The organism is Anaeromyxobacter terrae (assembly GCF_022690685.1).
In the GTDB taxonomy this organism is placed as follows: domain Bacteria; phylum Myxococcota; class Myxococcia; order Myxococcales; family Anaeromyxobacteraceae; genus Anaeromyxobacter; species Anaeromyxobacter terrae.
On sequence record NZ_JALCYY010000011.1, the window covers coordinates 86,653 to 100,508 of the forward strand.

Sequence of the window (13,856 nt, forward strand, 5' to 3'; positions counted from 1 at the left end):
GCCAGCGCCCGCCGCCCGACGGACGGTGGCGCGGCAGGCGCGTCAGGCGATCCTGCGCGAGAGGAGCTCCGCGCGCTCGAGCAGCTCGCGCAGCTCCGGGCTCGGCTCGCGCGACCGATCGCCGTGGCGCACCGCGCGCCGCACCCGGCTCACCGCCTGCGCGAAGTCGACGTCGACGTGGCCGCGGGCGACGAGCAGCTCCTCGAGCTTGCGGATGCGGCCCTTGAGATCCTTGAATCCGTCGTTCACCGCGTCCTCCTCGGGCGAGCGGTCGCGCTGTCGGCGGCAGCCGCCGCGGGCTGCGGGCGGCGCGCGGCAGCGACGACGTTCAGGAACACCTCGACATCCACGAAGTCCTGGGCGCCCAGGGGAGCGAGGCGCTCCCGGAGCTGCGTCGCGAACGCCCTCAAGGACGTGTAGGTCGCCCAGTTGGGCGCCGCGTCGTAGCGCAGGTCGCAGCCGAGCCGCTCCGCGGCGGCGCGCGTCGACTTGGGCCAGAGGACCACGTGGCGGGAGGGGTCGGCGAGGAGCGGGAACGCGGTGGCGAGCGCCCAGCTCGAGGCCGGCGCCACGGCGAGCCCCGCGGCGGCCGCGAAGAGCTTGTCGAAGCGGGCGCGCGCGGGGACCGGGACGGAGAGCAGGCTGAACAGCGCGTCGAAGAAGCTGCGGGCCGAGGCCTCGTCCTCGAACACCTCCGCGATGCCGTCCTCCTCGAGCACGGGATCGAACAGCGCCGAGAGCGGCGCGCTGCGCGCGATCCGCTTCACGAGCTCGCCCACCTCGCCCTCGTCGGCGAGCCGGGCGCCCTCCCCGCTCGCGAACGCCTCCTTCCAGGCGGCGCTCGCCGCGCGCCACCGCGCCGCGCGCTCGCGCTTGCCGCTCGCGGCGTAGGCGGGATCGGCGAAGCCCTGCGGGTAGAGCGCCTGGAACTCCGCGACGGCCTCCTCGTGGGTGAGGAAGTTCGCGGCGAGCGCGTAGCGGCCGCTCTGGGCGTCGAGCGCGAAGGACGAGAGCCCCTCGAGCCAGGAGTTGCGCTCGAGGCCGTCGGTCGAGAGCAGCGCCCTCGCCGCGGGCAGGCGGAGCTTCGCCGCGAAGCGCTTCTCGCTGTCCGGGAAGAAGACGTGCACCGCGTTCGGCTCCAGGGCGACGACCTTGCCGACCCCGAGCGACGCGTGCTGCACCAGCATTCCTTCCTTCAGATCGGCCATCGACGCCCTTTCGCAAGAAGCCTGAAGCTCGTGTGACGCGAGAGGACGCGCGAACGCGCCCGACGCGGTGGTGCCTGCGTCGCAGAGCGGGAGAGCGCGGTCTTGGGATCTGCCGTCGAGGAGGGCGCTCGCTCGTTTCCGGTCGCTACGCCCGATCCGGCCGGCGCGCGTCTCTTGTACGCCCTGCGCCCTCCGCTGTGAAGCCCCGAGCGCCGACCCGCTCGGCACCGACCCGGCTTGACCGCTCGTGGAGCGACGTCCGAGCCCCGCGTTCCCGCGCCGCGATCCGGCCCGTCGTGGACGGGCTTTTCACGCCCGGCGCGACTAAGGAGCACGGATGAGCGCCGCGCGCATCACCCGGTCCGTTCGCGGGCATCTCGTCGCGATCGAGCGCGTGGATCCGCACCTCTGGCGCGTGACCGTCGACGGCCAGCTGCTCGCGAGCTTCTGCACCGAGAGCCGGGCGCGCGCCGCGGGGACGGCGGAGGCGCGCCGGCTCGAGCTCGTCGCGGGCGAAGGGCGCCGCCGCCACTGAGGCGCAGCCGGCCGAGCGAGCCTCCGCATCACGGAAAGAGAAGAGCCCCGCCCGATGGGGCGAGGCTCTCCGAGGTGCCGCGCGGGCTGGACGGCCCGCCCGGCTAGACGGCGAGGACGTAGTCCCCGGCGCGCACGAGGTCGATCTCCACCTCGCGCGGCTCGACGTCGTACAGCTTCTCGTAGGGCGTCATGAGCACCGCCTGGAGCAGCTCGCTCGTGCGAGCGCGCCGCTCGCGCTCGATCTGCTTGGGATCGACGGCGACGAACTTCTCGTCCGGCGTGATCTTGAAGAGCGGCTGTCCCTTCTGGACGACCGTCCCGTCCGGCCCGGTCATCAGGATCTTGTCGATCGTGCCCGAGAACTGCGCGCGGACCGTGTTGAACATCTTCATGACCTCGATGATGTAGAGCGCCTGCCCCTTCTCGAAGTGGACGCCGTCGCTGACGAACGGGGGCCTCCCCGGCGCCTCCTGCCGGTAGAGCATCCCGCCGAACGGCGCGACGAGCTCGTCGGCCTTCGTCGCCGGCGGCGGGACGAGCACCTTCTTCATGCGCGCCTGGAGCTCCGGATCGTTGAGGTGCGCGGGGATCGTGACGTCGAGGTTCGCCTCGACGCGGAAGTCGAAGAACTTCACCGCCTCGGCGGCCATGAAGAGGAGCCCGAGCAGCTCGTTGCCCGCCTCGTAGCCGAGGTGCGCGGCGCGGATCTGCGCCCAGGTCTCGGCGTCGTAACCGCCCTGCGGCGCCTCGCTCTTCAGGATCTCGTTCAGCTTGTAGAACTCCTCCTTCTTGAGGCCGAACGTCTTCCTGAGCGCGACGTAGAACCGGATCGACTTCTGGAGCAGCTCGTGATCGTGCTGCCAGATCACCTCGGCGGCCGGCTTCCTCGGATCCCACCCCATGTTCAGGTACTCGTACGTGTCGTTGAGCACGCCGAGCGGGTTGCGGATCCAGAACACCTTGCCCTTCTCGAGCCGGTAGTGCTTGCGGTTCAGGCTGAGCCAGCCGGCGAGGAGGTGCGGCGCCTCGAGCAGCCGGTCCATCACGCGCGTGAGCAGGGTGAGCTTCCGGTCGATCACCTCCGCCATCGCCTTCGTGACCGACGGGTCGCCCGGGCTCTCCTTCGCGATCTGCGCCGCGTAGTGCTTCTTCATCTCGGCGAAGGCGAACCCGGTGTCGAGCTTGCCCCCCTCCTCGGCGAGGAGCCCCACGAGCGTCAGGTACGGCACGACGAAGCGGGTGGTCGGCTTCGCCATGACGTTCTGGCCGAGGAACCAGTTGACCAGGCCGTAGTGGAACTCGAGGTTCGTCGCGAGGTTCACCCCGCGCAGGCTCGTCTTGCGCAGCACCTTGGCGAGGTGGAGGTAGCTGTCGAGGCGGTCCTCGCCCTTCGTGAGGAGGAGCGCGATGTTGGAGTCGTACGCGCCCGCCACGTGGTAGCGCATGAACATGCCGGTGTCGGGGTTCGGCATGCTGATGCCCTGGTCATCGCGGATCTCGCCCTCGATGGGCTTCGACCAGAACCGGATGAGGCCGCCCGCGTGCGGCGAGAGCGAGGCGTCGGTCGCGTTGAGGCGCGCCTCGGCCGCGGCGGGGAAGCGCGGGATCCGCGTGGGCTTCGGGAGCCGCTCCTTGTGCCGCGCGAGGAGCGCCATCGCCTCGACGAGCGACTCGACCACGAAGGCGTCGCTCGGGTCGTCCGGGTTCGCGAAGCGCAGCGAGTAGCAGAGCTCCGTCACCCGGTGCTCGACCTGGATGCGGGTGTTGACCTCCATGAAGTAGTAGCGATCGCGGTCGACGATGCACTCGAACGTCGAGGCGGAGTCGAGCCCCACGGCGGCGCCGAAGCGGGCGGCGTCGTCCTCCATCCGCTTCAGGATCTCGAGGTCGGTCGCGAGCGCGCGGGCCTCGTCCTTGCGGCCCGCCTTCTCGGCCCGCGCGATGGCGGCGGCGAGCCCCTCCTGCGTGACGGAGATCTCGAGCAGCTTCTGCTCGTGCATCTGCAGGGAGCAGTCGCGGCCGCCGAGCGACACGCACCAGCGCCCGTTGCCGAGGAGCTGGATCTCGTTGTGGCGGGTCTGCTCGATGTTGAGCTCGATGAGGACGTTCTTGTTGTCGCCGACGCCGGTCGCCTTGACCTCGTTCAGCACCTCGCGCACGAGCGTCGGGGCCTCGGCGGCCGCCTCCTCGATGAGCTTCGCGTCGGCCGCCTTCGCGGTCAGGAGCGCGCCCCCGAGGATGCGCTGCCCCTTGCCGCCGCCGCCGCCGATCGCCTTGAGGCGCACGCGGGTGCCGGGGTGCTTCTTGAACATCTCGGCGACCTCGCGCTGCACCTGCCAGCCGAGCTCGTCGATGGTGTAGAGGTCGATCCCCTTGGCGTAGGAGGCCATGAGGACGTGGTCGGCGAGCTCCTCGAGGGGGAGCTTCTCGTTCGCGAGCACCTTCGGATCACAGCCGAGCTCCTCCGCCTCCACGAGCGCGAGGAGCGCCTTGCGCGTCTTGTGCTTCGTGAGGAGCGTGCGCGCGGTGACGTTGTTCACGCCGGGCGTCACGGAGACGCCCACCTCGAGCGCCGTGCGCTTCGCCTCGTCCTTCTTGCCGGCGCGCGCCTGCGTCACCGAGTTCGGGCCGATGAACTCGAGGCCCGCCCGCTCGATCGTCGCGACGAACTCCTCGTCCTCGGCCATGAAGCCGTAGCCGGCGAACACCGAGTCGTAGCCGTTGTCGCGCGCGATCCGCACGATCTGGTTCATCCGCTCGACGCGCTCCTCCTTCGTCGCGCCGGTGTAGTCCGGGACCCGGTGCACGCGGCTCGTGTCGGTGAGCTGGCGGAGCTCGGGGGCGAGCGCGTTCGCGTAGACGATGGAGTCCTTCTCGGAGAGGAGGATGCCGTAGTGGCGGATCCCCATCTCCTCGAAGACGTCCATCGCCTCCTTGCGGATCGGGCCGCGGCAGACGATGAGCGGCTTCAGGTCCTCGCAGGCGAAGGAGCGGACCCACGCGGAGCCCGCCTTGCCGAGGCGGCGGTCGCGGTGAACGAGCGGGTTCGTCTTGTAGTAGTCGGCGGTCGGAGCCATCGGTCTCAAGTCTCCAGTCTGGATTCGGGGTCGAGCCGCGGACCTAGTGGAACTCGCGCTGCGGGCCGGACATCGGGGACGGCTTGTAGTGGCGGAGCAGGAAGCCCATGTTCTCGCCGAGCACCTTGCGCAGCTCGGTGGGCATCACGAGCGAGGAGATGGAGCCGAGCGCGAGCCCTTCCTTCGGGTTCATGAGCTCCTTCTCGTAGCGCCGGTTGAGCGCGGCCTCCTGCTGCTTCAGCCACTCCGCCGCCTCCTTCTCCGCGTCCTTCTTGGCGGCGGGGCCCTCCATGCCGGCGGCGGTGCGCTGCTCGACGCCCTTCTTCACCATCTCGGCCGCCGCGCCGCGGACCTTGCGCAGCTCGTCCTTGTAGACGAACTCCTTGCCCGCCGGCCCCATCACCGCGAGCCGCGTCGTCGGGAGCGCGAGCACGAGGTCCGCGCCGGTCGGGTAGTTGTTGTACGAGGCGTACGCGCCGCCGAAGGCGTTGCGCAGGATGAGGAGGATGCGCGGCGTGCGCACGTCCACGATCGCGTCGAGCATCGAGCGGCCCGCCTGCACGATGCCGCGCGCCTCCTGCTCGCGGCCGGGGAGGAAGCCGGTCGTGTCCTCCATGAAGATGATGGGGATGTTGTAGATGTTGCAGAAGCGCACGAACCTCGCGATCTTCAGCGCGGTGTCGCAGTCGATCTGCCCGGAGCCGACGGCGCTGTTGTTCGCGACGAAGCCGACGACGTTGCCGCCGAGCCGGCCGAACGCGGTCACGACCTCGCGGGCGCGCTCCGGCTGGATCTCGAAGTAGTCGCCGTAGTCGCACACCTGCTGGATGATGATCGACACGTCGAACGGCGTGTTGAAGCCGGTCGGCGAGTTGAACGCCTTCTTGAGCAGCGTGTTGATCTCCCAGGTCTTCCGGTCGAGCGGATCGCTCGTCGGCTGGAACGGCGCGGCCACGCCGTTGTTGTCCGGGAGGTAGGCGAGCAGACGCACCGACTGGCGGAGCGCGGCGAGCTCGTCCGCCACCGTGAGGTCGGCCACGCCGGAGGCGCCGTGCACCTTGGGGCCGCCCAGCTCCTCGGGCGTGATGTCCTCGCCGAGCACCGACTTCACGACGCCCGGGCCGGTGAGGCCGAAGAAGGTGTCGTTCGGCTGGATGACGAAGCTGCCCTGGCGCGGCAGGTACGAGCCGCCGCCGGCGTTGAAGCCGAACATGCACATGATGGACGGCACGACGCCGCTGATCTTGCGCAGCGCGGTGAACGCCTCGGCGTAGCCGTCGAGGCCGCCGACGCCGGCCGGCACGTACGCGCCGGCGCTGTCGTTCATGCCGATGAGCGGCATGCCCTTCTCGCCCGCGAGCCGGAAGAGGCGCGCGAGCTTCGAGCCGTTCGTCGCGTCCATCGAGCCCGCGCGCACGGTGAAGTCGTGGCCGTAGCAGGCCACGTCACGCCCCTTGATGTTGAGCACCGCCGTGACGAGCGAGGCGCCGTCGAGGTTCTTGCCCCAGTTCTGGTAGAGGACGATCGGATCCTTCTCCGTGAGGACGCGGATCCGCTCCCAGACCGTCATGCGCCGCTTGGCGTGCTGCTTCTCGATCTGCTCGATGCTGACCGAGCGGACGGGGCGCTGGACGAGGTCGTGCCCCTCCTTCATCGCCTCCTCGTAGCCGCCGGTCTCGCGGGCGATCTCGCCGGGGATGTTGAACTCGACCTTCTCGACGGGATCGAGCGGGTTCGTCAGGATCGGTTTGATCGCCTTCGTGGCCATGGGCGGCTCGGTCCTCTGAACGACGGGTGTGAGTGCAAAGCGTGCCGATCGCTCCGGTCAGCCTGGCGGCGAACCGCTCTCGGGGCTTCGTCGGAAAAAGTGTGTGATTCTCACAAAGGCCCGCGCGCCCGGGCAAGGGGTCTCGCAGGCTTTGCGCCCCCGATCGCGCAATCCGGGCGGCACTTCGTGGACCGGTGCAGGCGGACCGCCGCACCGCGTCAGAGCGTGGGCCCCGCCGTTCTTCACCCCCGCCGGCTCGATCACGCAGTTGCTGCAGAACTGCGGCGGCGAGGCCTCCATCGTCGAGGCGCGGTTCATCGATGGCCTCTCCGACGATCAGGTGATCGCGCTCTTCCAGGCGGCTCGCGAGGCCGACTACCGAGGGCTCGCCGGGCAGGTGCGCACGGTCGCCGCGCTGTTCCCGAAGCGCGGCGCCGTCCCCCAGGACCGCCGCGTCGAGCTGACCTCGCAGCTCGCCAGGCTGCGCCAGCGCGCGGCCGGGGTCGCCGGTGGCCCTCTGCGGTCGGGATCGCGACGCGAAGCGGCCTCGTCAGCCCTTCACGAGCACCGCCGCGTGGCTTCGCCAGACCTCTGGCCGGGCTGCGACGAGGAGCCCGGCGTCCGCGGCGGCGACGAGCTCGCGCTCGAGCTCCGCCGCCGAGACGTGGCCGCTCGGCTCGCCCAGGAGGAGCCTTCCGCCGGGCCGGAGCGCCGCGGCGGCCTCGGCGAAGAACCGCGCCGCGCTCGGCAGCTCGTGCACGAGCGCGAACGCGACCACCACGTCGACCTTGCCGGCGAGGTCCTCGACTCCGAGCGTGTCGGCGTCGGCGAGCCGGAGGTCGATCCGCTCGGCCAGGCCGGCGCGGCGGGCGCGACGGCGGAGCGCCTCGAGCATCTTCGGCTGGAGCTCGACCGCGACGACGCGCCCGGAGGGCCCGACGAGCCTCGCGAGATCGAGCGTGAAGAAGCCCATGCCCGGACCGGGCTCGAGCACCGTCATCCCCTCCGCCACGTACGGCCGCAGGAGCGCGAGCGGGTTCTGGACGAGCCGCCGGAACGGGTTCACCAGCAGGTAACCGAGCCACCAGGGGCACACGCGATGGGACATGGCCTCCGGGATCGCCCATCCGGCGCGGCACCGGAAGCGCGACGTTGGGGCTCGTGGGCAGCGCGAGCGCAGGCACAGCCGGATGAGGCTGCGCCGCAGCGATCCAGGGTCCGGGGACGCGTCGTTTCCGTCCCCCGCGCAGGCTGACGGCCCGCCCACGGCGAAAGATCCCGTGATGCGGGGCTCGCTTGGCCTCTCCGTCTTGATCTCCATCAAGCTGCGCGCACTGCGGGTCCGTTGATCGGCTCACTGAGACCGCGTATCGTCCGGCTCGAAGTTGATAATGATTCGCAAGATTGGTGGCCAGAGGACCCCGAGCCCAGCGCCCCGCCAGCGGAGCCCGCACGCAGGCTCCCGCCCGAGGTGAACCGACATGAGCTCCACGCCCTCCTGCTGCTCCCCGCGCTCCCGCCGCCACCGCCGCGCCGCCCTCCTCGTCCTCGCCGCGCTCGCCGTCGTCGCGCCGCTGCTCGCGCGCTCGCAGGAGCTCGAGCTCCACGCCGCGCCCGCCGCCGCGGAGGAGCCCGAGGTCGTGGCCGAGGCGCTCTTCCTCTGCGACACGCTCCCTCCGGGCGGGCGCGACCTGAACCTCTCCCTGGCGCTCGCCGAGGGCGAGCCGGATCCCGTCAGCGGGGAGGCCGCGCTGCAGGCCTCGCCGCGCGTCCAGCTCGCGATGGGGCTCGGCGAGCGCGTCGGCTTCACCGCGGACGTGGGGCTCGGCACCGGGGGCGCCGTGGCGCTCGAGGCCCCCGGCGCGTCGCTCAAGCTCCTCCTCCGCGCCCCCGACGCGCACCGGACCGGCCTCTCCGCCTCGCTCGACCTCTTCGGCTCGACCCACGCGCTCCACGAGTCGGAGGCCGGGCTCGGGCTCGGCGCCATCCGCGCGCTCGGCCGCGTGGCGCTGCGCGCGAGCGCGAGCGTCGCGAGCGGCGTCTCCTCCTGGTCGCCGCACCTGCACTTCGGCACGTCGGCCGCGATCGCGCTGGGGGCCCGCTGGCGCGCGCTCGCCGAGGTGGTGTCCGAGGTCGCCGCCGGCGAGGTGGCGGTCTCCGCGGGGCCGACCTTGAAGGTCGCGCTCGCGGAGAACAGCGCGCTCATGGCCGGCGCGCTCTTCCCGGTCTCGCAGGGCGGCGCCCTGCCGGTCTTCACCTTCCAGCTCACGCAGTCGATGTGACCCTCGCCGTCGGAGAACGCTCCACATGCCTCGTTCCAGCAGCACCGCGGCGGAGGGATCGCCCCCGCCGCGCCCCGCGATGCCCCTCGGCCTCCTCGGCGACGGAGAGTCCGCGGAGATCGTCGCCGTCGCCGTCGCCGCCCGCGGCGGGTGCGAGGCGCGTGCGGAGGAGATGGGCCTCCGCATCGGGAAGCGCGTGGTGATGCTCAGCAACGGCGCGGGCCCGGTGCTCGTCAAGGTGGACGAGTCGCGCATCGCGGTCGATCGCGGCGTCGCCATGAAGATCAAGGTCACGAGGTGACGGACATGAACCTGGCAAAGCTCGCGCCCGGCGAGAAGGGGCGCATCACGGCGATCGGGGCGATCGGTCCCATGCGGCGGCGGCTCATGGACATGGGGCTCCTGCCCGGCGAGGAGGTGCGGGTGGAGAAGGTCGCCCCGCTCGGAGATCCCATCGAGGTGCGGATCCGCAGCTACCACCTCTCCCTCCGCAAGAAGGAGGCGGAGGGGATCGCGGTGGAGGTGACGCCGTGAGCGCGGCCCCGAAGCTCCCCCCGTTCTCGGCGGCGCACCCCGCGGCGGCGCGGACCATCACCGTCGCCGTCGCCGGCAACCCGAACTCAGGCAAGTCGACGCTCATCAACGCGATCGCGGGCAGCCGCCTCCACGTCGGCAACTGGCCCGGCGTGACGGTCGAGAAGAAGGAGGCCGCCTTCGAGCACGAGGGGCGGCGCATCCGGCTCGTCGATCTGCCGGGGACCTACTCCCTCTCGCCCTACTCGCAGGAGGAGATCGTCGCGCGCGACTACCTCGCCCACGAGCGGCCGGACGTCATCGTGAACGTCGTGGACTCGACGAACCTCGAGCGGAACCTGTACCTCACGGTGCAGCTCCTCGAGCTCGGCATCCCGGTGGTGATGGCGCTCAACGTCTACGACGAGGCGCAGGCGAAGGGCCACCGCATCGACGTGCGCGGGATCGAGGCGCGGCTCGGCGTGCCCGTGGTGCCGACCTCGGCGACGCGCAAGGAAGGCCTCGCCGAGCTGCTCGGGACCGTCGTCGCCACGGCCGATCGCCGCCAGGTGCGGACCCCCGCCCCGCTCTCGTACGGCCCGGACCTCGACGCCGCGACCGGGGGCGTGGCGCGTGCGCTCGAGGAGCGCCACCCCGAGCTCACGGCGCACTTCCCGGCCCGCTGGCTCGCGCTGAAGCTCATCGAGGGCGACGCGCGCGTGCTCGAGGAGACCGCGCTCGACCGGGGCGCGCTCGTCGCGAGGCCGCTCGAGCACCTCGTCGCCGCCCACGGCGACGACGTCGAGGCGATCGTCGCCGAGGCGCGCTACGGCCTCGCGGCCGGGCTCACCCGCGAGGTGCTCGAGAAGCCGCGCCTCCAGAAGACCGAGCTCACCGAGCGGATCGACCGCGTGGTCCTGAACCGCTTCCTCGGGATCCCGATCTTCCTCGCCGCGATGTGGATCGTCTTCAAGCTCACCTTCGATCTCTCCGCCCCGTTCGGCGACTGGATCGACGCCATGACGAGCGGGCCGGTGAAGCGCTGGGCGGCGGCGCTGCTCGGGATGATCGGCGCGCCGGGCTGGACGGTGTCGCTCGTGAACGACGGGATCATCGCGGGCGTCGGGTTCGTCCTCGTCTTCGTCCCCGTCATCTTCGCGATGATGTTCTTCATCACCTTCCTCGAGGGCTCGGGCTACATGGCCCGCGCCGCCTTCGTGATGGACAAGGCGATGCACGCGATGGGGCTCCACGGGAAGTCGTTCATCCCGATGGTCCTCGGCTTCGGCTGCAACGTCCCGGGCGTCTACGCCACCCGCACGCTCGAGAGCGGGCGCGACCGCATCCTCACCGCGCTCCTCATCCCGCTCATGTCCTGCGGCGCGCGGCTCCCGGTGTACGTGCTCTTCGTCGGAGTGTTCTTCCCGAACCGCCCCGGCACGGTGATCTGGTCGCTGTACGTCATCGGCATCGCGCTCGCGATCACCATGGGCGTCGTCTTCAAGAAGACGCTGTTCCGCGGCGAGGCGCCCGCGTTCATCATGGAGCTGCCGCCCTACCGCATGCCGTCCCTGCGCAGCCTCTGCCTCCACACCTGGGAGAAGGGGAAGCACTTCCTCACCAAGGCCGGCACGTACATCCTCGCGGTGTCGGTCATCGTCTGGTTCATGCTGAACCTGCCGTGGGGCGTGCAGGACAAGAAGGACTCGTACCTCGGCAAGGCGGGCCAGGTGATGGCGCCCGCGCTCGCGCCGCTCGGGTTCGGGACCTGGGAGGCGGCGTCCTCGCTCATCACCGGCGTCATCGCCAAGGAGATCGTGGTCGGGACGATGTCGGAGATCTACGCGCCGAAGCCCGCCCACGAGGAGCAGGCGCCGACGTTCGCCGAGGACCTGCGCGAGATCGGCACCTCGTTCGCGGGCGCGGCGCGGGAGGCGCTCTCGAACGTGGTCTCCACCGCGGGGCTCTCCTCCATCTCCATCGACAAGGCCGACGAGGCGCCCTCCCCGCTCAAGGACGCCGTGCGCGGCGCGTTCACACCGCTCACCGCGCTCGGCTTCATGGTGTTCGTGCTGCTCTACATGCCCTGCGTGGTGGTCGCCATCGCGATGCGCCAGGAGTTCGGCGGCTGGAAGTGGTTCGGCGTCGCGTTCGCCTACCAGACCGCGCTCGCCTGGGGGATGGCGCTCCTCATCTACCAGGGCGGCCGGCTCCTCGGGCTGGGGGCCTGACCATGGGGCTCGCCGACGCCGTCATCGCCGGGCTCGTCCTCGCGGGTGCGCTGTACCTCCTCTACCGCTCGCTCTGGAAGGGCGGCGGCTCCTGCCACGGTTGCTCATCTGGAGCGGGGGGCGCGTGCAGCGCGCGGGCACGCGCGCCCGCTCCGCTGGTGCGGCTCGGACATCGGCCTGAGCGGGCCGATCGGCCACCGCGTGTCCACGGTGAGGGAACGCGAAGCCGATGAGCCTCCCCGCCGCGATCGCTCCACCGCACACGTCCTCGCAGCTCCACTCGACCCCCACCTCGCAGCATGAACCCCTCGCCCCGGACCGGACCCCCGGACCGGCTCGAATCGCCGGAGCACGATGATGTCCCCGAACCGCCTCCTCGCCCTGCTCACCTCCGTCGCCGCGCTCGCGGCACCCGCCCTCGCCTTCGGTGACGGCGACCTCCCGATCCAGGACAACAGCTTCCTGATCGAGGAGGCCTACAACCAGGAGCCGGGCGTCATCCAGCACATCAGCACGTTCAGCCGCGTCGGCGGCACGGGCGCGTGGCTCTACTCCTTCACCGAGGAGTGGCCGGTGCTCGGGCAGACCCACCAGGCGAGCGTCACGCTCAACTACGCCGGCCTCGAGAAGCGCGGCCCGACCGGGATCGGCGACCTCGCGCTCAACTACCGCTGGCAGGCGGTCGGGAGCGGCGAGACCGAGGTCGCGCTGGCGCCGCGCCTCTCGGTCCTCGTCCCCACCGGCGACGCGAGCCGTGGGCTCGGGCTGGGCGGCGCGGGGATCCAGGTGAACCTGCCGCTCTCCGCGATGCTCGGCCGCCACTTCGTCACGCACGTGAACTTCGGCGGAACGTACGTTCCGTCCGCGCTCGCCTCCGACGGCGGGCACGGGCCGCTCGGCTCGTTCTCGGCCGGGGAGAGCCTCATCTGGCTGGCGCACTCGCGCTTCAACGTCCTGACGGAGGTGCTCTACACGCGCTCCGAGACGGCGCGTCCCGGCGCGAACGACCGCGCCGAGACGTTCACCGTCAACCCGGGCGTGCGAGGCGCCATCGACTTCCCGAGCGGGCTGCAGATCGTCCCGGGCGTCAGCGTCCCGCTCGGCGTCGGGCCGAGCCGCGGCGAGCGCGCCGTCTTCCTGTACCTGAGCTTCGAGCACCCGTTCCGCCTCGCGGGTCCGACGGTCGAGGCGTCGGCGAAGGCGGGCGCGGACGGGCAGGGGTAGCCCGGCGCCGGCGCGGTGCTCCGAAAATGCCGAGGATTCGCGTCACCGAAGGTGAGCGCGAATCGCGAGGCGTCGTTCAGGCCTGGCCCGCCACCACCAGGATCCAGCGCAGCGCGAGCCCTCCCGCGAGGACCAGCGCGGGCGCGATCCGGGTCGCGCCGAGGTGCAGGCGGGACTCGAGCGTCTCCATGAGGAGCGGCACCGCGAGGCCGGCGACGACCACGAGGGCGAAGAACTCCGCCGTGAAGGGGCCGCCCAGCAGGAGCCCGGCGGCGGCGTGGCCCGCCGCGCCGCTCGTCGAGAGCCCGACGAGGAACAGCACGAGCAGCGCCGCCTCGACCGCGATCGCCGCCCGGTCCCAGCGCGTCACGAGCCGCCGCTCCTCGGCGTCGAGCGCGAAGAGGAGCAGGAACGCCGCCCCGGTGGAGAGGCCCGAGACGAGGAAGATCGGGCCGAGCAGCGCGGAGCTCCAGAGAGCGCGCGCGCCGAGGGTGGAGAGGAGGACGCCGGTGTACACGCCGAGCGCGACGCCCACCCACAGGTTCGCGCGGAGGAGGGCCGGCGCGTGGCGGAGCGCGTAGGCTCGCGCGGCGCGGACGAGGCCGCCCAGCCCGGCGCGGCCCGCGAGCGCCGCGACCCGCTCCGCCTGCGCGTCGTCGAGCCCGGCGAGCGCGACGAGCAGGCTCATCGGGTAGACGGCGACGAGGATCCACGCGCCCCACGACATGGGCGAGGTCGGGCGGAGCGCGAGGTAGAAGCGCGCGACGTGGATCTTGTGGGCGAGGTCCAGGAAGAGCGCGCCCATGCCGACCGACACGAGCAACGGCGCGGCGAAGCCGAGCCAGCGCGCGGCGGCGGAGCGCTCCGGCCGCCGCGCGGCGAGGAGCGAGGTCACGATCATGAGCCCCGCCGCCATCCCGCCGAGGAAGAGGTAGACCGGGATCTCCCAGCCCCAGATGTGCAGCTGCGGATCGATGAGCCGGCTGTGCCGCGCGATGTCGAGCTCGGTCATGGTG

Annotated in this window: 12 protein-coding genes; 6 read left to right on the plus strand and 6 right to left on the minus strand. The window is 71.6% G+C overall.

The window, feature by feature from the left end:
- Window positions 1–42: 42 nt before the first annotated feature.
- Both MNY62_RS07120 and MNY62_RS07125 read right to left on the minus strand, forming a co-directional pair.
- Window positions 43–249 (minus strand): hypothetical protein, encoded by a 207-nt coding sequence (locus MNY62_RS07120; protein WP_242343420.1) that lies wholly within the window; start codon window positions 247–249, stop codon window positions 43–45.
- The gene (locus MNY62_RS07125) at window positions 246–1,208 is read right to left on the minus strand and encodes a hypothetical protein (protein ID WP_242343421.1); all 963 of its coding nucleotides are present in this window, start codon (window positions 1,206–1,208) and stop codon (window positions 246–248) included. Before MNY62_RS07125 ends, MNY62_RS07120 begins: the two co-directional genes overlap by 4 nt.
- Before the next feature lie 337 nt (window positions 1,209–1,545).
- On the opposite strand from MNY62_RS07125, the gene MNY62_RS07130 reads away from it, so the two are divergent.
- Entirely contained in the window at window positions 1,546–1,743 is a 198-nt protein-coding gene (locus tag MNY62_RS07130; protein ID WP_242343422.1) for a hypothetical protein, read from the plus strand.
- A 103-nt stretch (window positions 1,744–1,846) separates the two neighbouring features.
- On the opposite strand, the gene MNY62_RS07135 is transcribed toward MNY62_RS07130, so the two are convergent.
- The 3 genes from MNY62_RS07135 to MNY62_RS07145 all read right to left on the minus strand — a co-directional run bounded on the left by MNY62_RS07135 (window position 1,847) and on the right by MNY62_RS07145 (window position 7,698).
- On the minus strand, window positions 1,847–4,822 hold the full coding sequence (locus tag MNY62_RS07135; RefSeq protein WP_242343423.1) for an ATP-binding protein: 2,976 nt from the start codon (window positions 4,820–4,822) through the stop codon (window positions 1,847–1,849).
- 43 nt (window positions 4,823–4,865) lie between these two features.
- Window positions 4,866–6,590 (minus strand): acyl-CoA carboxylase subunit beta, encoded by a 1,725-nt coding sequence (locus MNY62_RS07140; protein WP_242343424.1) that lies wholly within the window; start codon window positions 6,588–6,590, stop codon window positions 4,866–4,868.
- A gap of 550 nt (window positions 6,591–7,140) precedes the next feature.
- Window positions 7,141–7,698 carry a class I SAM-dependent methyltransferase gene (locus tag MNY62_RS07145; protein WP_242343425.1) on the minus strand — a complete coding sequence of 186 codons (558 nt, stop codon included), beginning with the start codon at window positions 7,696–7,698 and terminating at the stop codon, window positions 7,141–7,143.
- Between the two features lie 373 nt (window positions 7,699–8,071).
- Here MNY62_RS07145 and MNY62_RS07150 point away from each other — a divergent pair, with 373 nt between their 5' ends.
- From MNY62_RS07150 to MNY62_RS07170, 5 genes are all read left to right on the plus strand, one after another.
- On the plus strand, window positions 8,072–8,872 hold the full coding sequence (locus MNY62_RS07150) for a hypothetical protein (RefSeq protein ID WP_242343426.1): 801 nt from the start codon (window positions 8,072–8,074) through the stop codon (window positions 8,870–8,872).
- A 25-nt stretch (window positions 8,873–8,897) separates the two neighbouring features.
- Window positions 8,898–9,173, plus strand: coding sequence for a FeoA family protein (locus MNY62_RS07155; protein WP_242343427.1), 276 nt, complete (start codon window positions 8,898–8,900; stop codon window positions 9,171–9,173).
- Between the two features lie 5 nt (window positions 9,174–9,178).
- On the plus strand, window positions 9,179–9,406 hold the full coding sequence (locus MNY62_RS07160; protein WP_242343428.1) for a FeoA family protein: 228 nt from the start codon (window positions 9,179–9,181) through the stop codon (window positions 9,404–9,406).
- Window positions 9,403–11,616, plus strand: a complete 2,214-nt coding sequence (feoB, locus tag MNY62_RS07165) for a ferrous iron transport protein B (RefSeq protein WP_242343429.1) — start codon at window positions 9,403–9,405, stop codon at window positions 11,614–11,616. The genes MNY62_RS07160 and feoB overlap by 4 nt, the downstream gene beginning before the upstream one ends.
- Before the next feature lie 357 nt (window positions 11,617–11,973).
- Window positions 11,974–12,840, plus strand: coding sequence for a hypothetical protein (locus MNY62_RS07170; protein ID WP_242343430.1), 867 nt, complete (start codon window positions 11,974–11,976; stop codon window positions 12,838–12,840).
- Window positions 12,841–12,916: 76 nt separating this feature from the next.
- Here MNY62_RS07170 and nrfD read toward each other — a convergent pair whose 3' ends face one another.
- Window positions 12,917–13,852, minus strand: a complete 936-nt coding sequence (gene nrfD, locus MNY62_RS07175; protein ID WP_242343431.1) for an NrfD/PsrC family molybdoenzyme membrane anchor subunit — start codon at window positions 13,850–13,852, stop codon at window positions 12,917–12,919.
- Between the last annotated feature and the right edge of the window lie 4 nt (window positions 13,853–13,856).

What these genes read in the sequence shown, in the direction of transcription:
- MNY62_RS07125 (WP_242343421.1), bottom strand. Translation starts at nt 1,208, where the DNA reads ATGGCCGATCTGAAGGAAGGAATGCTGGTGCAGCACGCGTCGCTCGGG.
- MNY62_RS07130 (WP_242343422.1), top strand. Translation starts at nt 1,546, where the DNA reads ATGAGCGCCGCGCGCATCACCCGGTCCGTTCGCGGGCATCTCGTCGCG.
- MNY62_RS07135 (WP_242343423.1), bottom strand. Translation starts at nt 4,822, where the DNA reads ATGGCTCCGACCGCCGACTACTACAAGACGAACCCGCTCGTTCACCGC.
- MNY62_RS07140 (WP_242343424.1), bottom strand. Translation starts at nt 6,590, where the DNA reads ATGGCCACGAAGGCGATCAAACCGATCCTGACGAACCCGCTCGATCCC.
- MNY62_RS07145 (WP_242343425.1), bottom strand. Translation starts at nt 7,698, where the DNA reads ATGTCCCATCGCGTGTGCCCCTGGTGGCTCGGTTACCTGCTGGTGAAC.
- MNY62_RS07150 (WP_242343426.1), top strand. Translation starts at nt 8,072, where the DNA reads ATGAGCTCCACGCCCTCCTGCTGCTCCCCGCGCTCCCGCCGCCACCGC.
- MNY62_RS07155 (WP_242343427.1), top strand. Translation starts at nt 8,898, where the DNA reads ATGCCTCGTTCCAGCAGCACCGCGGCGGAGGGATCGCCCCCGCCGCGC.
- MNY62_RS07160 (WP_242343428.1), top strand. Translation starts at nt 9,179, where the DNA reads ATGAACCTGGCAAAGCTCGCGCCCGGCGAGAAGGGGCGCATCACGGCG.
- MNY62_RS07170 (WP_242343430.1), top strand. Translation starts at nt 11,974, where the DNA reads ATGTCCCCGAACCGCCTCCTCGCCCTGCTCACCTCCGTCGCCGCGCTC.
- nrfD (WP_242343431.1), bottom strand. Translation starts at nt 13,852, where the DNA reads ATGACCGAGCTCGACATCGCGCGGCACAGCCGGCTCATCGATCCGCAG.